The organism is Acinetobacter sp. UBA6720 (assembly GCF_002454215.1).
Taxonomy (GTDB): Bacteria; Pseudomonadota; Gammaproteobacteria; order Pseudomonadales; family Moraxellaceae; genus Acinetobacter.
Genome location: NZ_DKIK01000178.1, coordinates 1 through 22,667, shown reverse-complemented (window position 1 = coordinate 22,667; position 22,667 = coordinate 1). Strand labels below are relative to the sequence as shown.

Sequence of the window (22,667 nt, the reverse complement as noted above, 5' to 3'; positions counted from 1 at the left end):
ATCGAAAGATGGGGGCTTTTTTATTGATTTGATTACAATTTTCTCTAACATCTAAAGGCAGTATAGACAATTTCAGCAAAGTCTTACCATAGATAGTGTCACCTTTACATCAATTTCTAAGCTGCCTACATGGCAGTGAACTTACAACTCCCGAAGTTGTAGACCCTACTACTTTTCTAAGCTGCCTACATGGCAGTGAACATTACAGCAGTCGGCCGATACATCATTACTCATTTCTAAGCTGCCTACATGGCAGTGAACTCTGCTAAATCTATGACTTGTTGACCAATATCTTTCTAAGCTGCCTACATGGCAGTGAACGATTGAAGTCAATTTCAATGAGTTTGACGAAATTTCTAAGCTGCCTACATGGCAGTGAACGTGGGCCAGTTTCTTTTAAGAAACCCGTTTGATTTCTAAGCTGCCTACATGGCAGTGAACATGCATCACCATCAATGATGCAGATCCGCAGCTTTCTAAGCTGCCTACATGGCAGTGAACATTACTCAGGAAGAAATCCGAGATCCTGAAACTTTCTAAGCTGCCTACATGGCAGTGAACAAGTTCTCGAATATTTAGGCAATGTCAGCAATTTTCTAAGCTGCCTACATGGCAGTGAACGGAAAAAGAAAAATTATTCTGACTGGTCATCATTTCTAAGCTGCCTACATGGCAGTGAACCAAACGGGGGCGTTTTCTATTGGTGATTCTATTTTCTAAGCTGCCTACATGGCAGTGAACGTGGAATGATGTACAAAATAAGTATGTTGATTTTTCTAAGCTGCCTACATGGCAGTGAACGTTTCCAATTGCCTTTATGCTCTACATTTGGATTTCTAAGCTGCCTACATGGCAGTGAACTGTGATTTTGCAGATCACAGACCAGAGCCATATTTCTAAGCTGCCTACATGGCAGTGAACACAGCGAAATCTTGCACCAACTTATAGAAGTTTTTCTAAGCTGCCTACATGGCAGTGAACACTTCACAAAAATTTATGTCATGACTGCATTTTTTCTAAGCTGCCTACATGGCAGTGAACAACATGCCGTACAACGTTGGTTGTGTTTCAGCTTTCTAAGCTGCCTACATGGCAGTGAACATGCAACTGTTCAAGAAGAACAAATTCCGTTATTTCTAAGCTGCCTACATGGCAGTGAACTTAGATATCTGTATTTCCATGCTTATAGGAACTTTCTAAGCTGCCTACATGGCAGTGAACCGTAATGACCACCTGAAACTAGACATACCAGTTTTCTAAGCTGCCTACATGGCAGTGAACTCGCAAATAATCATTTTGATTAAGCCTGTTTATTTCTAAGCTGCCTACATGGCAGTGAACGACTTTATTGCTTCTGCAATTGCTGTAGCCAATTTCTAAGCTGCCTACATGGCAGTGAACGTTAATCGTATTCGTATTTTGTTTTGCGCTTTTTTCTAAGCTGCCTACATGGCAGTGAACGCTGAATTAGATGCAAAAATTTATATGAATGATTTCTAAGCTGCCTACATGGCAGTGAACAACAAGGATTTGACAAGTTATTTAAACCAAATTTTCTAAGCTGCCTACATGGCAGTGAACCTGCCTGTGCGAATACTTTGGTCGAATCGTATTTTCTAAGCTGCCTACATGGCAGTGAACTGTATACGTCTTACAAGTTAACTCTTTAGTTGTTTCTAAGCTGCCTACATGGCAGTGAACAGATAATCTTGAGATGGGAGCTGTATTTCAAATTTCTAAGCTGCCTACATGGCAGTGAACATGGCGGTAAAGCAACCATCATTGCTTTGTTTTTTCTAAGCTGCCTACATGGCAGTGAACTTGTCGTGTTCGTTATTGTCCCGTTTGCCAATTTTCTAAGCTGCCTACATGGCAGTGAACTGACAGTTTCACCAGTAGCGGGGTCTGTTATTTTTCTAAGCTGCCTACATGGCAGTGAACCTGACGAGCCTGAAGAACTCAAGCCAGTATTTTTTCTAAGCTGCCTACATGGCAGTGAACAGTAAAATTAACACAAAAAATAAAGCTATAACAGTGAGTTAAGCTTTAAATCTAGTAAAAGACCCAAGTTTTAACCCACGTTTATAACTTATTGATTTTATTAAGCTGTTAAAGAGTATAAAAATATTGGGTTAAAATTCGGGTACAGAACTCTGTGAACTTAAACCATAGGTACTAAAAACCTGAGTTGCAGATTTTTCCGTAGCGTTCTTTTCAATGAACAACTTAAACCATCTCTTATCTTGTTCATCAGAAGTACTTAAACTTTGCAATTGGATATAAGGTAAATCCGTTGTTGTTACAACATTACTATAACGAGCCAATGCTTCATCAAAACTAATATCACCACGCTTCACACGGTGACGAGCCAAACGCTGTGGATTAGTTTTCACCTGTTTACGCCTATAAATGGCATAGCCTGTGATTCTATTTTCAGGAACAGGACGTACACTCGTGATATGTGTGTAATCTAATAAACGATCTAGCCATTTTCTGATGTCCAATTTTTGTAAATCTATTTCAGATATAGCAAAAATACGTAGTTTCCCACCTAAACCAACTTTAGATCTTTTATTTTCCTGTACTTCATACACATAATCAGGAAAAGAAATTCCTATTGGCACTTGATTGTACTGATCTTTCATTTCTACCAAAGCAAAATGTAACTGCATATAGATTTTTGACCAAAGGAAATAAGGTGAAATCTCAGCTTGATCAATCAAAGTAATTTCTTGGTAATAATCCATTGATTACTCCTTACCACTTTGACCAAATACTCCACCACGAACTAAAACTGCCATCACATAATGTTCTTGTTCAGTATTAGCCAATGACTCACCTAAAGCGTACTTATCAAATAAATTAAAAAAATCAACTTTATCTTTCGGAGTTCTATATGCTTTTCCAAGATTTGTAACCGCACCATACGGTTCTATCGCAATTGCTGTTTTTTTATCATCAAATTCAGGATACCAAGTATCAATCGTACGCAGTGCATTACCGATTTTTTGAGAATGCATTGCAGCAACATCATTCACTTGATAAAGAATTTTGCTCTTATTGCCTTTTCCTTTATCTAATACCAACTCTTCACTTGGATAGACTTCTTGCGCTTTACCAACTAATGCATAAGCTTCAACTTTAATTAATAGATAAGCAGTTTCACCTTTCAAAGCCTGTGCAATTTGGTTCGCTAAGTTTTGTACTTTCTCATCAATCTGATCAAAGTCATGCAATGGATATTCCAAAGCATTAAAAGTGATTGCTGCTTGATCATTAATCGTAACAACAACTTCTACTTTTTCAGCTCCAACACGATTACGCCATAAAAACCGAGCATTGGCTATATTAAGTGCATAGCGTTTAGCAAGCTCAGTAAAGCCATATTGTTCAATATAGTTTTTTGCTACAACTTGATAAGAAGCTAAGAAATTTTCATTGTTACAAGCAGATGGATTTTCAATTCCACCGAGTACTTTTAAGGTAAATCCAACTTTTAAAGTGTCCTGATTTTCTCCCAAAGCACATGCATCTACAGTCTGTAAATTGGCTTTCTCAACCTCTGCATTCAGTTTCATTGGGTCACCTGCAACAGCAGGCTTTAAACGGTTTGAAATCGTTCCTCGTACCGATTTTTCAATCAGCTTTAATGCTGTTTGTTCATTACGATTAATCCAAGTTGTTCCGTAAAAATAACCATCAGATGGAACAAGTTTCTTTTCAAATGCCAGTACACTTGCAACTACTTTTTCATTTTTAGCCATGAGTTTTTCCTTTTTTCAATATAAAATTAAGTTGTAGTTTGGTTTTTACAAAGGTATAAATTATTTTCTAAATCAACATGATACTTCCACAACAGTTGATCAAGGTGTTCTATACGATACGGCATCACAAATTCACCTAACGTTAAAACGCTTTCAGCAAATCTATGCGGTGTATTGGCATCACGTTGATTTTTTGCTTTTCCCAATTCGGAAATTCCCTGAAAACCAACAGCAATAGGCACAAGCCAACCTTGAGCTTTACGCTTTGATGTCCATGTCACTTTGTCATCTTGATCTAGACTAGAACTATGTATGACTTTTAAATAATCTAAAACCGCATCTAACGCATCTCTGCCCTGATTCATACTTTCTATAACAAGATCACGACGCTCAATCAGTACATGTCCAAGCATGAGCTTATTTAAGATGGGTTTTAATTCCTTATCCTGACTTTCATCTTCATCAAAATCCAATATTTGACAATTCTTAACTGCTAAAACATCTCCACTCGCAAATTTCATGCTGCACACTAGATCAGGGATAAGCTCTAAAAGTTGATCTCTTTTTTTCTTACTCAAATTTTCAATTTCAATTAAAAGTGAAACTTCCAAATGACAACGAGCTTCTTCAATAAAAGCAGGTCTACTCCCATCCTTATCTAATGGATTCGCTGTACCTATAATGGAATGAACAAAATCCCCTTGCCCTTTATAAGTTTGCAAATTAAATTCATGGCAGCTAATTGCCACTTTAGTTAAAGTCACATCACACGTTTTAGTTTGTAATTTACGTTGCAAAGCATGAACTGCACCAAGCCAAGCCGTCATTGCAGGAAATCCGATGGTATATGGACTACTCATTGCATTGGCATTGTGAAGTTTTAAATGTGAAATCAATAAAAAATGACGCATTAAAAAAACTCCTTATCTTCATCCAGTGCTTCAAATACAATACCTTTTAACTCAATAATTTCAGGGCTACCAAATAACTTAGAACCATAAAAGTCTTCAAAGCTGTCTAAAATCCATTTTGCAGTTCTTCGAGCAATTTCATCTCGCCATTCACTTTCAGTTTCTCTTACATCTAAATATGCATCGTCAAGCCATATTTTTTGCTTTAGAGCTAAGGATTGATAATGCTCCTTTTTAGACCATCCCTTTTCATTTTTACGTATACAAAAGGCAATAAATAAAATATCTCCAACCATTTGACGTAAAATTTTTTTAATTTTTTTACGTGTATGCTGATTATTAATTCCAGTGACATATTTCTGTAAGCTTTCAAATTCACTACCAAATCTTTTCCAATATAGACACTGTTGAAAAAAATCTTGACTGGGTAATTTAATATTACGGTTTTCAAACTTAGGTGGACAAGTTGATAATAAATAAGCTCGTCCTGCATTTTGACTATTTAAAACACTGACATTTTGAGGTTGAGTTCCACCATACCCCGTTACAGTTAAATCAAAAATATCGGAATAGCCTATTTCATGATGCTCATTTTTCTTACGTGACTCTTTAGCTTGTTTAGTGTCTTCAGAAAAACGTATCGCATCAATGGATTGTTTTAGTCGAGTGATTAATCCTGATGGCGTTAAAATAGAGAGTAAATGATATTGTGCTTCACGAACTGGAAAATAAACTTGTTTCACTAAGTGATCTGTTTTAACAGAATGATCTGTTACTTTTATTTTTAAAAATTCTGTACTTAAAGTATCAAAGTTTAATTTTGCATGAGTAATTAGAGTTTTCAATGCTTGATCTTGCTGTTCAAAACCGTCCAATACCGTGAACTTTTCATTTAATGGTAAGGACAAAAACTTAAATACATCCATTGCAGCAGCATTGCCAAATACATCTAATGAATAATCCACATTCCCACTTCGTAAATAGCCATCATTAGATTGTTCTACTTTAGCAATCACGCTTGAAGTTTTTGCACTTGGGTGACTGAATTTACTTGGGTGACTGACCATAGAAAGCTGTGTAACTCGCTTTGCTGCATCAGGTAGCCATTCATTTAAACTAAACTTATCATTTGCCTGTTTTTGTAATTCGCTTATTACCGTTTCATTTTCAGCCTTTTTTATTCGCTCTTTTAACCAAAGTTCTTTTCGCTCATTCAAAAATGTATAAATGCTTTCAGCCATATATCCCCCACTTATTATTTATCTAAAACTACAAGTCCAAATTGTTCAGAATAAACAAGTCTTTTATTCTCATCATATTCAGGTAACATAATTTCCCCATAGCGTTCTGATAATGTTTCTACCTTTTCAGAAATATCCTCATTTTCGCTCAATTTATCAAGAGAAAGACGACACAAAATGTCGTGATAATTTCGATTTAACCATAATCTTTGTTGTTCTAATTCGTTTAATTGCATGTGATGAATATTATAAAAACCATTACGATCAATATATTTTCCAAAATCATCTTTTACACAAAATACAAGCTTGTGATTTTTTAACACTGCAAAAAGCTGAATATTAGGTGAACTTTGTCTAAAAGGCGTAAATTGCTGAGGTAAAGCCGTTAAAAACCAGTTTTGAGTCAACCACGCATTGAGGGGCTTCGCACCTACTTTATTATATGAAGTTAAAGCATCAGCCATGACCGCATGTTCAAGATCAGCCAATTTTTTTACAGCTTGTAAAGGTTGATTTGCCTGAATACGTGGAACGGCATTGATATTAAAATCAACATTTGAAATATCGAGTAATTCTTTTAGATCTTTGGTCTGTAATTTGAATTTATCATTATTCATTTCACAACCTGGCTTTTCAAATGCGACCTTCGCCTTTCGTACGCCTTTCAAATTATATTGCATCAAAGCAATATTTGGTTTTTGAATATCCTGTTCCAGTTTTCGATGCCGTAATACCCGCCCAGCAAGTTGGATGATAGAGCGATAAGAGGATGGCTCTACAATTGCCCAATCAAAATCATGATCTCGACCAACCTCCTCTACAGGCGTAGCAACCAAGATAAAAACAACATGTTCATGCTCTGTTGAATCTAAATGCTGTCGAATCACATTTTCTGAAAATGCAGTTGCCTGCTCTCCTACTTTTTCTTTGCGCTTCAAAACCTGATCTAAATGTCGCTCCTGCTCACTACGTAATAGCAAAACTTGACGACTATGATATGCCATGACACGAGGTGCAATTCCTTGTGACCACTCGGCATTTAATAGATATTGAGTGAGCGCGACACATGGCGAAATATTCGCTATGCGTACCACACCAAAAGAAACTTTTTTGCCTGTTTTAATATCAATACTGTAATGATTTAGATGCAATTGTTCAGCATTCTGCTGAATTCGTTCAAAATATTGCGACTGTAAACTTTGATCTAAACGTTGTACTTCTTTTTCTGCAACAAGGTCAGCGCAATCTATAATATAAGCTCTATGTTTTACGATTTGTTTACTTAATGCATTTACTCGAAGCTCAATAAATTGATCATGTGTATTCTTATATTGCTGTATCGTTTCTTTTGATTTGCTTGAATCAATGATTTGAATTTTAGTTTTAAATTCATCAACCCACATTGCAGTCATATTTGTATTTTTAAGTTTTTTAAACGCACAATACAATGACCAACCTTGCTGATACGCATTAAAGAAACCCTCAGCTAATGCAGGTGGAATGGTTGCCGAGGAAATCATCACTTTTCGCCCTAACATCCCTGCCAAATGTACAAGTCGAGCAATCGCAATTAAGTCCTGACCGTTAAAATCATCAACTTCATCAATCACCAAATCTGAAGATGAAAGTCTCAAACTGGGTAAAATATATTTTCCACCTCGTTTGGTTTCCGTGGCTGCCATCATATGATCAATGGTGCAAGCTAAAACAGGTTTATATAAAAAAGCTTTATTACGTTGTTCCTGATGCTTTGGAAATAAAGCATTCATAAACTCTGCTTGAGGCATAGCGTCATAATCAAGTTCATTGTCTAATAGTTCTTCCAGTGACTCTGAACCTATTTCCTCAATACTTACTTCATCTGGCTGAGTATTTTTTATATTTTGATGATGTAATTCCTGAACAGCTTTTGAACCAATTAAAACAGCAAGCTCATCATTGCTCAAACCAATATCATGACGATATGAATCACCAGTTTGTAAAGTTAATGTTCTGAGTCCTAAAGCTAAGATATAGCGTAATGATTGCCCATCTTTGGATAGAGCTTGCATAATTTTAGCATTGGCAATCGTTTTACCCTTACCCGTACTCGCCATATTGACAATAAACCAACCTTGTTTCTCCACTCCCTCATTTTTTTGAATAAATTGTTGTATCCCTTTCACTGCCTGATCTTGCCATTCAAAACCTTGAGGACTTTTCTTTTTTAATTTTTGAATATCATAAGCGGGTTCCATGTCATCGGCTAAGCGACTTAAAGACTGAGCAACTCGCATTGCATTGTCACTGACCCGTACTAAATGCTCATCTAAAAATTGTTTGGCTTGTTTCGTTTTTGGGTCAGTATTTGCAACGAGTGATAAATTGGTTTTCCACGTTTTATCTGCCTCACAAGATGAATAATAGTGATCACCCAACATGAGACATAATCGTGCATGATGTAAAATCACTCGCCAACTGCCATCAACAAAAATCTGCTGTGATGCTTGAGACTCTTGTAATAAACGTGTTGACCATTTTTTAATTTGCTTGTTCCATTCAGATGACTGAGTCAACAAACCTTGTTTAAACTCAAAACACAATTTAAGACGTTGTTGATACTCTTTTTCCTCAAATTTATTTTGATAACCCCAATCTGCTTCGATAAATTCAAATAATTCAACGATGCTATTTGCAGGTTGAACCGTATATTCTTTTAACGCTTTATCATCTTTTAAATTAGGTAAACGATGATGTGACACAATCAACCATGCGACCAACTGTGCTAAAGGTGGAAGTTGGTCTAAAACTTTTGATTGATCTGAATTTTTCACAATCGTTTGTTTGAGTACTTCTTCATTCCAACTTTGACTGATAAATAAATTTAGCCATGCTTCATCAGTTTCAATATCGCCTGATGATTGAACCAATGCATTGAGCAAAAGACAGGAAATCCATTCATGCCGTAAAGGATCACCTTTAAATTGATTGTTTTTACTGAGGAGTTTCTGCTGAAATAAAACCGTTGCTTTGCCCCAATCGTGAAGTAGTGCGGACACTGCAACCAACGCTTTAATAAGAGGTAAATAATGCCAATCATTTTCCCATTTATTTTGATCTAATTTTTTCTTCGTGGTATTTACAGGCACAATGCCCTGCTCATTAAATTTGTTTCGATTTCCAACGACCCACAGCAACTCACTTCTACGACGACCACGTATCCATTGACAACTGACCGCCGTACTTTTGGTAACGGTCTTTCTCAACAATTTTTTAACAGCAATCAAACCATCTTCGGTAATGACTGTTTGCCATGTATTATCACCTATTCGATCCGCAAAAGCATCGAGTACACGGCGAGTTCGAGGAATCGCTTTCTTTTCACACTGGCTAATGAAGGTCACAATCATAATTCACTTGCCTCTGTATTAAAGTTTTTACAAGCTTGCGTTTTCACCTGATCAAACATCCAATCCAAACAGCGATATTCAGTGAATTTTTGCAGTAACTGCTGTCTAAACTCTTGCTCAGTCATACCTTCTTTGGCACAAATAAATGCCCAAGGTAAAACCACTGCATCCTTAATTAAATCCGCTACATCAAATACCAAAGCACCACGTCGAGTTTTACCATGCATCACAGCAAATGAATGAGAAATGCCTAACACCCAAAGCGTGGTTGCGGCTAAACCGTAGGCGAGATAATTACCATGATTCAAAAAGTCATTGGCTAAATCCCCCTGTTCAGGATTACGTTCAAAACTGAGTTTGCAACGTGTTGCCGCAATTTTATAAAGTTGTTTGGTCATTTGTGCTTCAGCAAGCAATAAATCACCAACTTTGCTTTGATGCGGAATTTTCTTTTCAAATCCTGTTAACGCTTGGGTGATATCTTGGTCATCAAGATAAAATCCTTCGGCTTGTAAATCCCGATCTTTAGCCCAAACTTTACGAATAAACTCAATACGGGCGAACTGAAATTGTTTTGCGACCTCTAAACGTTTCGCCTCATCAAACCAAAAGCTCATCCACCCCTGCATGTACTCTGTTGGACGAAATTCACTTTGTGGCATCATCCATTCAATTTCGCTCCCCATAAATAAAGGCGTTCCACCGCCGCCTGTAAAACCGACCAATACTCCTGCACTGGCGAGCATCCGCATCGCTGCTTGGGTAATGGATGTGCCTGTACCCAATAAAATGACCGTGGTATTGGCGATTGGAATATTCCAATATTGGTTTTCATTTTTGGCTTCTGTGAGATATAAAACTCGACCATCTTTTTGCATGACACGTGCATGTTCAAGGTAGTAAAGATTGGCACGTTTAGAATGTAAAATTGCTTTTAAATCGGAAGGATTAAGTTGTTCCATTATTGTTATCAATTTTAAAGAGGCGTTATTATTAAAATATCTTCACCCCATCTTTATTGAAATAAAATTAAGCAAGCTAACGTCACATCTTGACGCAGAATCTTCGCAAGATGCATCTGTATGGTAATTTATACCTCGATTTGCTGAAACTACTTCGTAACAACCCTCTTTAACTTCCTAAACCCCTAGTTATCTATTCTCAATAGAATTTCCATCAAGGTCATAAAGATTTACTGCTCGTGCACCAGTATCAAGAAATAATTCTTTAAAAGCTCGTATTTCAATCTTAGCTAAATTAGCCTGTATTGGCTCCATTATTTGGACAATCGCAATAGGAGCTGTAAACTTGAAAAAAGATAAACTATTAGAATGATGTTTCATTAAAGCTTTCAATGTTGTTGTAGCACTTTCAAAATCTGCCAAAATCATTCTCGGATGATCATAAGGTATTTGAGGAACTTCTGTTGCTTTGACAGTACCATCCCCTGACATCAAATCCATACGGTTTTTATAAAAATGTACCCACATTGCTTTAGGATGTTTCTTTAAATCGTCGCTTATCATCTTGATTCTTAATTTTCTCTAAATTAACATAATACGCTTATACGAAGTGCTTGAAATTTTCCTTTTAGCATCAATCCCCCAGCCAAAAAGATTTTAGAATTCAGCATACTAGAACGGCTTTTCATCATTATTCATGCTTCACACTTACTGTTTAAACAAGATAAAGCCACTGAGCCTAACCGCTCATGAAAACCGCTAACTTGAGTGATAAAACCATGATTATCTTATATCAAGCCGAGCCTTTCTCTTGTTTATAGAAAGACCCAGCCCACCAGATCACATTAGAACTTTACTAAGTCACCTTTTAACGCCACCCCTGCTAATGCCGTACCTTTCGCACATTGGTAAGTCGTGGTGCTACGTGTTTCGTTGGACTTATAGAAACTCACCAAATTGGTCACGGCATTTGCACCTTTTGCTTTTGCCGTATTTTGGAACTGAATCAACGCAGAACGTAGCACATGATCACATGAACTTTCTGCCGATTTAGCAAAACCATTGGTTTTTTTATTGGTCACTAAGCCTTTTTGAATGACCTTGCCACCTGACTTAGTGCCCGCTAAATAAAACTTGACTGAACCATCCAACACCCCATCAGCGACAGCACGGTTTACAGCTTCTTGAAAATTGAAATCATGCATTTGGTCAGCTGCTTGAGCCGATGCAATCCCACATAAAGACAATACTGTTACTGCAAAAGCTTTTTTAAAAGACATCATTTTTCCCTCATCTTATTTGAAACGTTTAAAAATTAAGGAGGTATTAATCCCTCCAAAAGCAAAATTGTTGCTCATCATGGTTTGCGTTTCTGCTGAACGCATGCCCGATACCACATAATCCAGATCACCGCAGGCGCTGTCAATCTGATCTAAATTTAAAGTCGGCACCAATTGATTGCGTCGCATCATTTCAATACTGAGCCATGCTTCAATGGCGCCACACGCCCCAAGTGTATGCCCAAAATAACTTTTTAATGAGCTGATCGGTTTTTTACCTAAGATCCGCGCAGTCGCTTGTGATTCAGCAATATCCCCCTGATCGGTCGAGGTACCATGCGCATTAACATAATCAATATCTTCGGCTGTAAGCTGTGCATCTTTGAGTGCCAACTGCATACAACGGCCCATCATTTCAGAATCAGGTCGGGTTACATGCTGACCATCGGTATTGCTGCCATACCCCACAATCTCGGCATAAATGGTCGCCCCACGCGCTTGCGCATGTTCATACTCTTCTAAAATCAAACAACCTGCACCTTCACCCACCACCAAACCATCTCGGCTTGCATCAAACGGACGTGGGGTTTTCTCTGGATGGTCATTTTGCACACTGGTCGCCAATAGGACATCGAACACGGCTGAACCCGCTGCACTGAGCTCTTCTGCCCCGCCTGCAATCATCACAGTTTGCTTGCCATATTTGATTGCTTCATAAGCCTGACCAATCGCCATGGAACCCGAAGTACAGGCACTTGAGGTCGGCAGCGTTAAACCCTTTAAACCAAAATACACCGTCATATTGACTGCACTGGTATGCGACATCATACGAATATAGGTTGTCGCATTCAGTTGGCTCATATTGTGCTCAATCAACATGGCACCAAACTCACGCACAGCATCCACACTGCCCGCAGAGGAACCAAAGGCCACGCCTGCATCACCACTTTTTAAGATATCCGCATGCAGTAAACCTGCATCTTCCAATGCTTTTTCAGCACATACCGTAGACATTAAAGCAACACGTCCCATGCCACGGGTCACTTTACGGTTAAAATGCTTCGGTACAGTAAATGACTCCACCGGGCCAGCCAATTTACTGCGTAAATCAGGGTAAATTTCCCAGTCAGGCATATAGCGAATACCGCTTTTGCCTTGTGCAAACTGCTCAAAAATTTGTTCTGCGGTTTCACCCAAAGAGGTAATTCCAGACATGCCTGTTACGACTACACGTTTCATTAGATCAAGCCTCCATTGACTGAAATCACTTGACGAGTGATATAACTGGCATCATCACTACATAAAAACTTCACCGCTTTTGCGACTTCTTCTACCTGTCCCATGCGTTGCATCGGGATCATTTTCAAGGCGTGTTCTTTAACTTCTTCGTTCACCATTTCGGTTTCAATCAAGCCAGGAGCAACACAGTTCACCGTAATTTTGCGTTTGGCCAATTCCAGTGCCAATGCTTTAGTCGCTCCAATCAAGCCTGCTTTGGCAGCGCTATAGTTCACCTGACCACGATTCCCCATGATTCCAGATACTGAAGACAAGGTCACAATACGTCCGCCCTTTTTCAAGCGAATCATCGGCATCATCAGGGGTTTCAGCACATTATAAAAACCGTTCAGAGAGGTCGAGACCACATCATCCCAGTCTTCATCGGTCAATGCGGGGAAAGCACCATCACGGGTTAGTCCTGCATTCAACACCGCACCGTAAAAAGCACCATGCTGTGCTATATCTTGCTCCAAAATGTCAGCAATCTTTTCACGCTCATTCACATCGAACATCAGTACATGACTCGCCTGTCCAAGCGCTTGAATCTCCTGAGCCACTGCTTCGGCCTCAGACTGTCTTGAGCGGGCATGGACCGTGACATCAAAGCCTGCCTTTGCCAACTCTAAAGCGATCGCTTTACCTATTCCACGACTCGAACCCGTGACTAAAACTCTTCTGTTCACACTAATTTTCCAATGATTTCATTCATATTTTCAGGCTCAAATACGCTCAACATAGCGCTGAACCGATGTTCTTGATATTCAATTTCACAATTAAACTGCCCCAAACCTTCGTGCAGATAACTTTGTTCGACCCGAATCTGCACGGTTGTACCCAAACTAAAATAGGCACAGGGTAACTGCATTTTACGCGTTCCCAATAAAAAGCCAATTTTCGGTGGCAATCCTTTGGTTTGCCCTTTATAGCCTGCATAGGCACTAATGGTCTGCGCCATCAGCTCAATACTGCTCCATGTGGGCAAGCCATCTGGTTCACAAAACATCAAATCGGGTGTGATGTGAAGTTCTGCAATCGCAAACGTATCATTGGCTTCAATCAGATGACTTACAAAAACCATCGGTTTCGCATGCGGAATAAACTGTACTGCGTCCATCATGACAAAACCGTCCCGAAAATTAAACTGATGTTGCTCCCCCCAAAAGCAAAAGAATTACTCATCGCATAGCGAATGGGTGTATTCAAATGCGGTGTAAGCACATAATTTTGCCCAGCCAACGCATCGTCCAATTCACCTGCATGATGCAGTGGCAACCAGGATTGATCCAATAAAACCTGCTGGCAAATAAAGGCTTCGATTGCACCCGCCGCCCCCAGACAATGCCCTGTTTTATGTTTGGTGCTGCTAAGTGCAACTGGATAATCTGCAAAAACAGTCTGCACTGCTTTAATTTCCATCGCATCATTTTGCGGTGTAGAAGTCCCATGCAAATTTAAATACCCAATATCGCCTGCTTCAAGCTGTGCCATATCTAAAGCTTTTTGCATCGCCTCCGCAGCCCCTCGTCCTTCTGGATGCGGTGCTGAAATATGCCATGCATCCATTGACTCGCCACTCGACAGCAACATCACAGGAGCGGGCGCTTTGGACAGTAAAAACAGTCCTGCGGCTTCACCAATATTAATACCATCACGGTTGGCACCACAGGGCTGACAAATTCCGCTCGATAAGCTTTCTAAACTATCAAAACCATTTAAAGTCAGCTTGCACAGGGTATCGACTCCACCGACTAAGACCGCATCGGCCAAATCGGCATTCAGCAGACGTTGCCCCGCCGCCAGCGCTTTGGCTGCCGAGGAACAGGCGGTAGAAATGGTATAGGCAGGCCCTTCCCAGCCCAAATACTGTTGTAAGGCTTTCGCTAAACTGCCCATTTCTTGCTTTTGGTGCTGTACAGACTTTGACGCTGACTGTTGAAACTGCGCTTTTAAAGTAGACTCATTATCTGCGATGCCTGAGGTTGACGTGCCGATAATCACAGCAAGACGTTGTTTAGCAAACTGTGCTGTATAAGCATGAATTTCAGTTTCAATGTGCGCCAAAGCCGTCAGGGCAAAGCGTAGATTCCGTGAATCTGCACTGCTCAAGCTTTCAGGCACTGCTTGAACTAAGGTTTGATCAGATGCACCGACCCAGACCGAACGCCCCGCGATCAAATCCTCTCGTTGCGACAAAGTATTTTCTGTGCTTGTTAAGGCATGCTGAAGCTCAGTGGCATTTTGCCCCAAAGCCGACAGCGCCACACTGAACTGAATACCCATGGCTGAAACATGCTGTAGATTTTTAGTCATGATGGTCACCTTGATCATCTTCTAAAGTATTGCTCACCGTGCTGATCACCATTTGATAAGGCACTTGCAGATTATCCAGTTCAATTTCCCCTTCATTTTGCTGAATTTTCAACACGGGTTGCTGCTGTATATAAATGGTATCGTCTTTCTGCACGACAGCATTTTGAGCAGTATGTAAGGCAGCAAAATTTGGATAAGTGGCATACAGAATATCACGCACCACATAATCAAAAGGCAACCGTTTCATTGGATCAATCCGCTGTTCAACTTCGACCTTTTGACCATCAAAACTGAGTTTAAACAACTGTTGCCCTGTGAGGCTGAGCGCTAACATATCAAGCGACTGCCCCCGTTGTTGCTGATACAGTAAAAAGCTGAAACTCTGGGTTTTCCACTGCACTTCGATTTGATCTTGACGTTGATAATTTTGCGCAGCCCACTGCGGGGTCGCGAGTCCCTGCGCCTTGGGAATCCAGCTTTGGCAGGCACTACAGAGCAGAGCACTGGCTAAAACCCAACTGACGGTTTTCAAACGCAGCTTAAGTTTCATCAGTCAACGACTCTTTTTGCGGTTGTTCTTCTCGGCAATATTCGGCCAAAGTGCTCAAGCGTTGCTTGGCATTACGATGAATCGGGTTAGTTGCATCCCACGCATAACCTGCCAGTAAGGAAGCAATCATACGGCGGATTTTTTCATCCTGATGAGTGGAGAACACCACATCCTGAAATTCACCTGAATACCATGACTCGACATAGGCACGAAATACTTGAATGCCTTTACGTAGTGGCTTTTCATATTGCTCCATCCAATCGACTGCCTGACCTTGCAGCACTTGCTCAACCAATGGCACAGCTAGACTGGACGATTTTAAGGCAATGGTTACCCCTGAAGAAAAGACAGGATCGAGGAACTCTCCCGCATTACCGAGTAGCGCATAATTGTTTGATGCCAAGTGTTTCACATCGGCAGAGTAGCCCACCAAAGTACGGACAGGAGTATCATGTTTGGCGTGACGCAGTACATGCGACAAACTGGCATCATCGGCTAAAATACGTTTTTGCAAGGCTTCTAAATCATAGTCTGCACTACTGTCATAACCATATTTCTCAAAGAAATCTTGCTCCGCCACGATGCCAAATGAAGAGCGCCCATCAGCAAAGGGAATCAGCCAATACCACGCACGATGATCTTTTTCATGTACGGTAATTAAAATTTTCTCACGGTCAAACTCAGGGTCATTCAATAGACCGTCTTCAATGTGGGTAAAGACTGCACGGCGCACAGGAAAGTCCGATGGACTTTCTAAGTCAAGAAACTTCGGCAAAATGCGACCAAAACCACTGGCATCTAACAGGAACTTGCCTTGAATTTGGTAGCTGTTGCCTTGCTCATCTTTGACCGTCAAAATCGGCTGTGTGGATTTGACATCGACGGCCAACACTTCATGGCCAAAACGGATGTCCGCGCCCATTTTTTCGGCTTGCTGTGCCAAAAGCTGGTCAAAGTTGGCGCGTCGGACCTGCCATGTAGTGCCTGGGCCTTCACTAAACTTTTGGGTAAAGTCATAAAAACTGCGCTGTCTGCCTCTTAAAAAAGCCGCGCCATTTTTAAACTGAAAGGCATATTCGTCGGCATGTGTACGCACCGTTTCCAATAAACCCGCTTCTTCTAAAAACACCATACACTGCGGCAATAAAGACTCGCCGATGGAAAAACGCGGAAAATATTGCTTTTCAATGACCGTGACTTGGTAACCTTTTTGGCGCAACAAAGCTGCAGCCGAACTGCCTGATGGTCCCGCCCCAATAATTAAAACATCTGTCTGTTGCATGGTGCTCATTGCACTGTACCCTTTGACTCAGCTCTTTGGCTGATATTGTTGAACCACCACATGTTTTGCATCGGAGGATGTAAAAAGTGTGGCATAAATAAATGAAAAAATAACGCCCAGCAACACTGTTAAGCCAAAACTGTGAATGGCATAGGTATGACTAAAGGACAGCAAACCAAAACTAAAAAACGTCGACATCATGCACAGGAATAAAGCCATGCCGACCACCTGCGGGTGATCATGTCCGTGGCGGTAGAAAATCGCATAGTCCACCCCAATCCCAATGATCAGGAAGGTACCCATAATGCTGAATAAATTAATCTCGACACCCAGCCATGCTTGAATCGCAAACGTGGTCATTAAGGCCATGCTGACAGGCAACACCAAAGGCAGAATGGATTTTTTGCCATATAGTGTCCCTAAGCCAATGGCTAAAATCACCAAAGCGCTGAGTAATAACCACTGTGCCTGCTCACGGTGCTGTTTAAACAATTCAGACAGTTGATGAACGGGACGTAACAGTTGTACATCAGCATTTTCAAGCTGTTGCACAGCTTTGACATCATGCACATTTTGTAGCATCACCAAACGTTGTGTCGGACTCATCTGCAAAAAATGCAGAGGATGATCTTTAAAGACGGCTTCGGTCAGCAACGGCTGGTCTTTTAAATGCGCTTGCCAGTTTAAAACATCGGCTGCGTTGAGCTGTAACGCTTGCGCATATTCCACTAAAGCAGGCTGAGGAATCGCCTGTAACATCACAATATTGTGTTTTTGCTGCTCAAGCGATGGAATCCATTGCCCTAAAGCTTGTACAGCATCCAACTTGCCAGCCTGTTGCAAGGGCGCAAGCTCTGCCAGTAGTTGCTGTTCGCGCTGCTCCAACTCTGCTGGGGTTCTGCCCTGTACCAAAAAGTATTCACTGCTTTGCTGTTGCATAAAACGTGAACGAATATATTGATCTTCCTGCTTTAAAGTGGCATCCATACTTTGTAAATTACGGATGTCATCATTGCTTTTCAGCAAGGCGAGACTACTACCCATCACCAGTAGAATCAGTGCAATCATGCCATAACGCAGTGTGTTACGGCTCTGCACATAACTGCGTGCTTTGCCAATAAAGCCCAAAGCACCTATCGCAGGTTCCGCATTCAGCGCAGGCAAACGTGGCAGTAATAAAATACTGGTCACCCATGCGGCGCTCAGTCCAACCATGGAAAAGACCGCAATCTGCTTAAAACCCGGAAATGGGGTAAAACTCAGCACTACATAAGCCAACAATGTGGTCATCAAACCCACAAAGAGGCTTGGCAATAATGGTTTTAAAACTGCAAATCCATCCACCTGTCGGTGCTGAGACTGCATGGCCATAAAGTAAAATGAAAAATCGACACAGACCCCTATCAGACTGGCGCCAAAGACCAGTGTCATCAGGTGAATTTCACCGAAAACCCAATACGTCACCGCAAAGGCCACCAGACTGCCGGTACCTACTGCAACCATTTCCGTCAGCATCGGGCGTATCGAACGGAAGCCAAACCAGACCAGCAGTAATATTCCGATGGTCGAACCCACGCCAATAGTCGAGATTTCCTCTTTGGCAGAATTGGTGCCAAACTGTGCAAACAACAGTGTGCCTGTCCAGTGTGGTCTAACCTGCAACTGGTTGAGTTGCTGATTGATATTTTGAATAAAAGCAGCGGTTTGCTCTTGGTAGGCAATGTTATAGGGGCTGTTGTTGAGCTGAAGTACCATCAGGCGCGAGATACCTTGCTCATCACGAATGGTCGCAAAGCCCTGCTCTAAGTTAACATCGGCATTGCTTTGTAAAGTACTTAAACCCACTGCATAACGCGGAAACAGCAATAAAGGATCTTGCTTGAGCATGTCAGCCGTGATTGGCATGCCCGGACTCATCAGTTGTAATAAGCCCTGCTCTATCAGCGCGGTATGATCCTGCCCTTGCAAAATCTGCTGATCTGACTTGGATAATAACCCCGCCTTGTGTAGATACAGCGCTTGGGCAAATTGATNNATCAGGATCAAGCTGCGGACGAACGGGTAAAAACAGCTGACTTTGGTCGGCTTGGGTTTGGAGTGCTTGCGTTGCCTGTTCTAATTGCAGATCTGATTTTGGCATCCAACACCACAAAAACTTTGTCATTTAACTGCTGACTCACATATTGCTGTGCTTGTTCCAGATGAGCATCTTGATGGGCCTCAGGCAACAAAGCAAAAATATTGGTCTCAATCTTAATGCCTTTATTCAGCCAAGCCACACCCAGTGCCAAAGCAATGACACACAACAGCAACAACCACAGGGCGCTAAATTTATTTTGCCAATTGGAAAAGCGCATTTTCCGCAGCCGTTAAAGTTTGAGGTTGAGCCGTTTGCTGGCTAAAACGAATGATGGTGCGGTTATTGGCTTGTTCCAAAATGGTAATACGGTCCACATAACGCTGACCTTGCGCATCGACTTGGACAAAAAGCTTTTTAAATAGGCCACTTTTCGGTGTCAAACTGACATTCCACTGCGTCGGACTGTAATTGGCAGACACCACGTTAAAGTTTTTAGCGAGTGCCGCTTCATTGCCCGACATCAACTGCAAAAACATCGTCGCTACAGAGCCATAAGGAGTCTTATCGACTTCAATTTGACTGGACGTGCGCTGCGTCTTTTGTACCAGCTTACGCGGTGTCACCACCAAATCGGCTTTGACTGGACTTTGAATCTGCCACAGCACCCCTTGGTTTTTGCTGAACAGCACCGTACCTTTGGACACATAGGTTTTATTCAGAGCGGCCAGTTTTTTCTGCTGCTCAAATTGGGCACGCACCACAGGCGTTGCACCGAGCTGAGCAAACACCTGCTTCAATTCAGTATTTTGTGCATTCACTGTGGGAGCAAGCAGTGTCATCATACTGGCTGTACACGCAACCAAAATCGGCTTAAAAAATTTGTATCGAATCATGCTTGCATTACTCCGCTTTAAATTCAGGCCATGCATTTAAACAGTCCAGCAACACCTGTGGCGACTGGAAGCACATTTCACGTTTTTCAATGTGTACCGCCACTTGTGAGGTATAACCCTTGGTCAGCTTTCTGCCTGAAACTGCATCGAAAATCAGATATTCGATTTTTAAGCGATTTTCCCATTCTTTCAAAACGGCGCGCACACGAATTTTTTGTTCAAACTCAATGCCTTGTACATAACGCACATGACTTTCAATCACCGGCCATGCATAGCCCGAGTCACGCATTTGGTTATAGTTATAGTGAAATTGATCCAGCAATTTGCAGCGCGCAATTTCAAAATATTTTAAATAATGCCCGTGCCACACCACATTCATGGTGTCGACATCATGAAAAGGCACTTCAATGATTACATCAGCATGCATGCTCATTTCCTATGAATATTGAACAGCAATGCTGTCTAACAGTTCTAAATCCTCAAAGCGATGAACCAATGCCTGAAGCTCTTGTTGTAAAGGACGATCTTCCACTACATAGGTGAAGCTCTGAAGCACCCAGTGTTGAAATGCTGTTAAAACAGGGCTGAGTTCTGTATCTACCCCTTTGAGTTTGACCGCCTGAACCGCTGCACAGCTGAGTGCCGCAATCACTTGTTCAGTCAGGGTAATCACACGACTGGCATCACGCGCAGCAATGGTGCCCATACTGACTTTGTCTTGATTATGACATTCGGTTGAACGTGAGAAAATCGACGCTGCGAGTGTTTGTTTCAAGGCTTCTGCTGTCCATGCTGAAACCCCTATTTGCACCGCTTTAAAGCCATGATTCAACGGCAAACGCTCAGGGCTTGAACCCGTTAAATTGCGCGGCAAACCATTGTTCATTTTATAATCAACCAACTGCGCCAATTGACGATCCATCAAGTCGGCAATATTCGCGATCATAATTTTCAGGCTGTCCATGGCTTGGGCAATATGTCCGCCATAGAAATGTCCACCATGCAGTACCCGCAGATTCACTGGGTCAATCAATGGGTTGTCGTTACTTGAATTCAGCTCATTTTCAATAAACTGACGCAACCAGACTTTAGAATCTTCAAACACCCCAATCACATGCGGTGCACAGCGCAATGAATAACGGTCTTGCAGACGTGAACTTTGGTGTTCAGTCTGCACTTCACTGTTTAACCAGTCACGTAACTGAGCTGCAATATGTTGCTGTCCTGGATGTGGTTTCTGCGCAAACAGGACTTCATCAAAATGGCTTGGATTCCCTTCTAAAGCCAAGACATTCAGGGCAGTAATCAAAGTACTGGCAAAAGAAATCTGTTCGGCTTTTTTATAATTCAGGCAGGCAATCGCGGTCATAACCGCTGTACCATTCATCAGGGCTAAGCCTTCTTTAGGACGCATCACCAAAGGCTGTATACCTTTTTCGGCATACACTTGTGCAATCGGCACAATCTGGTCTTGATAGTACACATCACGCTCACCGACCAAGGCTCCAGCGATATAAGACAAAGGCGTCAAGTCCCCACTGGCACCCACCGAACCTTCTGAGGGAATTACAGGAATGACATCTTCATTCAGCATCCAGACCAAACGCTGTAACAAGGCATGTGAAACACCCGAATAACCGCGTGCTAAAGAACATAAACGCACCACCACGACAGCACGTGCGGTCATTAAGTCTAAGTTTTGTCCCATGCCACAGCCATGAAAACGCGACAAATGTAGTGGCAACTCATGCACTTGATGGGCTGGAATTTCGACCAAGCACGAATCGCCATAGCCCGTGGTCACGCCATAAATGACGCCTTCGTCTTGCAACAGCTGATCGAGGAAATCTGCGCCACGTTGAATCAATGCTGTCCATTCAGCAGAGGCAGGCAATGCCACCTGTTTTTCTTTACGCGCTACAGCCACAACATCTTCAATACTGAGCGGAGTTTCCCCAACAATTAACACAAGACTTATCCTTTATTCCAAAAATTATAAAAATTAAACCATTGATAGGGTGCGCGTATGCAATGCTGTTCCAACAGCTCCACATACTGTCGTGTGGTCTGTTGCATGGCCTGTAAACGCTCTTTACGTGGCCAGTTTAACTGCTCCGCGACTTGATGGATATGCACTTCAAAATGTGTATCGACTCGATAGCAAAACACAGCTAGCACAGGAGCTTTCAACAAACTGGCCAAAATCCATGCGCCCTGTGGCCACAGCGCTTGCTCGCCTAAAAAAGCAACCGATTGTACCCGATCTGACTGCACAGGTACGCGGTCTGCAGCCACAATTACCCATTCACCTTGATCCAACTTATCCTGTAAAATCAATGCTGTTTCAATTCCCAACTCATCCACCGAAACCAAATTGACATCGGCATGTTCATTCAGCTTTTTTAAAAACTCATTGAATTTGGTGGCATGTTTTTGATAGACCAACACATTAATTCTCTGCGGATGCTCTGCTTTGACGGCGCGCAACAATTCAATATTGCCAAAGTGCGACACCACAATCACCGCACCTTTTTGATAGTGCGAACGAAAGTGCGCATGACCATGCAGCTTTAAGTTCTGCTCAGGAATATGCCCGAGCCAGCCCTCAATTTTATCTAAAATACATTCGCCAAATTGCATCAAATGCGTATAGCTGTGCCACAGCTGCGGCTCAGCCTGAAACGGCGACTGCGCACCTGCAAAATGATGCAGTTTTTTTAAGTA

At 41.5% G+C, this 22,667-nt stretch carries 18 protein-coding genes, 1 pseudogene and 1 CRISPR repeat array; all 19 genes and pseudogenes read right to left on the bottom strand.

The features are described from left to right. Positions 1-113: 113 nt before the first annotated feature. Positions 114-2,001: a CRISPR direct-repeat array (repeat unit 28 nt; unit sequence TTTCTAAGCTGCCTACATGGCAGTGAAC). Between the two features lie 131 nt (positions 2,002-2,132). Next, complete coding sequence (gene cas6f / locus B4F08_RS15160; RefSeq protein ID WP_110975692.1) at positions 2,133-2,747, bottom strand: type I-F CRISPR-associated endoribonuclease Cas6/Csy4; 615 nt, start codon at positions 2,745-2,747, stop codon at positions 2,133-2,135. Between the two features lie 3 nt (positions 2,748-2,750). Then, complete coding sequence (gene csy3 / locus B4F08_RS15155; RefSeq protein ID WP_291375159.1) at positions 2,751-3,764, bottom strand: type I-F CRISPR-associated protein Csy3; 1,014 nt, start codon at positions 3,762-3,764, stop codon at positions 2,751-2,753. 26 nt (positions 3,765-3,790) lie between these two features. After that, a complete protein-coding gene (gene csy2 / locus B4F08_RS15150) occupies positions 3,791-4,675 on the bottom strand; it encodes a type I-F CRISPR-associated protein Csy2 (protein ID WP_291375158.1) in 885 nt (294 codons plus the stop codon). Then, positions 4,675-5,916, bottom strand: coding sequence for a type I-F CRISPR-associated protein Csy1 (gene csy1 / locus B4F08_RS15145; RefSeq protein ID WP_119064436.1), 1,242 nt, complete (start codon positions 5,914-5,916; stop codon positions 4,675-4,677). Before csy1 ends, csy2 begins: the two co-directional genes overlap by 1 nt. A gap of 14 nt (positions 5,917-5,930) precedes the next feature. Further along, on the bottom strand, positions 5,931-9,305 hold the full coding sequence (gene cas3f / locus B4F08_RS15140; RefSeq protein WP_291375156.1) for a type I-F CRISPR-associated helicase Cas3f: 3,375 nt from the start codon (positions 9,303-9,305) through the stop codon (positions 5,931-5,933). Continuing rightward, positions 9,302-10,267 carry a type I-F CRISPR-associated endonuclease Cas1f gene (gene cas1f, locus B4F08_RS15135; protein WP_291375154.1) on the bottom strand — a complete coding sequence of 322 codons (966 nt, stop codon included), beginning with the start codon at positions 10,265-10,267 and terminating at the stop codon, positions 9,302-9,304. Before cas1f ends, cas3f begins: the two co-directional genes overlap by 4 nt. 189 nt (positions 10,268-10,456) lie before the next feature. After that, positions 10,457-10,831, bottom strand: a complete 375-nt coding sequence (locus tag B4F08_RS15130) for a rod shape-determining protein (protein WP_086210670.1) — start codon at positions 10,829-10,831, stop codon at positions 10,457-10,459. A 281-nt stretch (positions 10,832-11,112) separates the two neighbouring features. Further along, positions 11,113-11,547 carry an excinuclease gene (locus tag B4F08_RS15125; protein WP_086210747.1) on the bottom strand — a complete coding sequence of 145 codons (435 nt, stop codon included), beginning with the start codon at positions 11,545-11,547 and terminating at the stop codon, positions 11,113-11,115. Between the two features lie 15 nt (positions 11,548-11,562). Then, complete coding sequence (locus tag B4F08_RS15120; RefSeq protein WP_086210671.1) at positions 11,563-12,786, bottom strand: beta-ketoacyl-ACP synthase; 1,224 nt, start codon at positions 12,784-12,786, stop codon at positions 11,563-11,565. After that, positions 12,786-13,511 carry a 3-ketoacyl-ACP reductase FabG2 gene (locus B4F08_RS15115; protein WP_151706824.1) on the bottom strand — a complete coding sequence of 242 codons (726 nt, stop codon included), beginning with the start codon at positions 13,509-13,511 and terminating at the stop codon, positions 12,786-12,788. Before B4F08_RS15115 ends, B4F08_RS15120 begins: the two co-directional genes overlap by 1 nt. Beyond that, positions 13,508-13,945: a 3-hydroxylacyl-ACP dehydratase gene (locus B4F08_RS15110; RefSeq protein ID WP_291375151.1), complete on the bottom strand. Its 438-nt coding sequence runs from the start codon at positions 13,943-13,945 to the stop codon at positions 13,508-13,510. Before B4F08_RS15110 ends, B4F08_RS15115 begins: the two co-directional genes overlap by 4 nt. Beyond that, positions 13,942-15,138 carry a beta-ketoacyl-[acyl-carrier-protein] synthase family protein gene (locus B4F08_RS15105; protein ID WP_291375149.1) on the bottom strand — a complete coding sequence of 399 codons (1,197 nt, stop codon included), beginning with the start codon at positions 15,136-15,138 and terminating at the stop codon, positions 13,942-13,944. Before B4F08_RS15105 ends, B4F08_RS15110 begins: the two co-directional genes overlap by 4 nt. Continuing rightward, a complete protein-coding gene (locus tag B4F08_RS15100; protein WP_291375147.1) occupies positions 15,131-15,688 on the bottom strand; it encodes a DUF3261 domain-containing protein in 558 nt (185 codons plus the stop codon). Before B4F08_RS15100 ends, B4F08_RS15105 begins: the two co-directional genes overlap by 8 nt. Further along, positions 15,678-16,979, bottom strand: a complete 1,302-nt coding sequence (locus B4F08_RS15095) for an NAD(P)/FAD-dependent oxidoreductase (protein ID WP_291375145.1) — start codon at positions 16,977-16,979, stop codon at positions 15,678-15,680. Before B4F08_RS15095 ends, B4F08_RS15100 begins: the two co-directional genes overlap by 11 nt. Positions 16,980-16,997: 18 nt before the next feature. Next, positions 16,998-19,327, bottom strand: a pseudogene (locus B4F08_RS15090) (MMPL family transporter). After that, entirely contained in the window at positions 19,302-19,943 is a 642-nt protein-coding gene (locus tag B4F08_RS15085) for a LolA family protein (RefSeq protein ID WP_414632485.1), read from the bottom strand. Before B4F08_RS15085 ends, B4F08_RS15090 begins: the two are co-directional and overlap by 26 nt. A gap of 7 nt (positions 19,944-19,950) precedes the next feature. After that, positions 19,951-20,370: an acyl-CoA thioesterase gene (locus B4F08_RS15080; protein WP_005012597.1), complete on the bottom strand. Its 420-nt coding sequence runs from the start codon at positions 20,368-20,370 to the stop codon at positions 19,951-19,953. Positions 20,371-20,379: 9 nt separating this feature from the next. Further along, the gene (locus tag B4F08_RS15075) at positions 20,380-21,912 is read right to left on the bottom strand and encodes an HAL/PAL/TAL family ammonia-lyase (RefSeq protein WP_291375141.1); all 1,533 of its coding nucleotides are present in this window, start codon (positions 21,910-21,912) and stop codon (positions 20,380-20,382) included. Between the two features lie 5 nt (positions 21,913-21,917). After that, positions 21,918-22,667, bottom strand: a 750-nt coding sequence (locus B4F08_RS15070; protein ID WP_291375139.1) for an acyltransferase, incomplete at its 5' end; no start/stop codon positions are given.

Coding starts and splice junctions, on each gene's coding strand:
- cas6f (WP_110975692.1), bottom strand. CDS start 2,747: ATGGATTATTACCAAGAAATTACTTTGATTGATCAAGCTGAGATTTCA.
- csy3 (WP_291375159.1), bottom strand. CDS start 3,764: ATGGCTAAAAATGAAAAAGTAGTTGCAAGTGTACTGGCATTTGAAAAG.
- csy2 (WP_291375158.1), bottom strand. CDS start 4,675: ATGCGTCATTTTTTATTGATTTCACATTTAAAACTTCACAATGCCAAT.
- csy1 (WP_119064436.1), bottom strand. CDS start 5,916: ATGGCTGAAAGCATTTATACATTTTTGAATGAGCGAAAAGAACTTTGG.
- cas3f (WP_291375156.1), bottom strand. CDS start 9,305: ATGATTGTGACCTTCATTAGCCAGTGTGAAAAGAAAGCGATTCCTCGA.
- cas1f (WP_291375154.1), bottom strand. CDS start 10,267: ATGGAACAACTTAATCCTTCCGATTTAAAAGCAATTTTACATTCTAAA.
- B4F08_RS15130 (WP_086210670.1), bottom strand. CDS start 10,831: ATGATAAGCGACGATTTAAAGAAACATCCTAAAGCAATGTGGGTACAT.
- B4F08_RS15125 (WP_086210747.1), bottom strand. CDS start 11,547: ATGTCTTTTAAAAAAGCTTTTGCAGTAACAGTATTGTCTTTATGTGGG.
- B4F08_RS15120 (WP_086210671.1), bottom strand. CDS start 12,786: ATGAAACGTGTAGTCGTAACAGGCATGTCTGGAATTACCTCTTTGGGT.
- B4F08_RS15110 (WP_291375151.1), bottom strand. CDS start 13,945: ATGATGGACGCAGTACAGTTTATTCCGCATGCGAAACCGATGGTTTTT.
- B4F08_RS15105 (WP_291375149.1), bottom strand. CDS start 15,138: ATGACTAAAAATCTACAGCATGTTTCAGCCATGGGTATTCAGTTCAGT.
- B4F08_RS15100 (WP_291375147.1), bottom strand. CDS start 15,688: ATGAAACTTAAGCTGCGTTTGAAAACCGTCAGTTGGGTTTTAGCCAGT.
- B4F08_RS15095 (WP_291375145.1), bottom strand. CDS start 16,979: ATGAGCACCATGCAACAGACAGATGTTTTAATTATTGGGGCGGGACCA.
- B4F08_RS15085 (WP_414632485.1), bottom strand. CDS start 19,943: ATGATTCGATACAAATTTTTTAAGCCGATTTTGGTTGCGTGTACAGCC.
- B4F08_RS15080 (WP_005012597.1), bottom strand. CDS start 20,370: ATGCATGCTGATGTAATCATTGAAGTGCCTTTTCATGATGTCGACACC.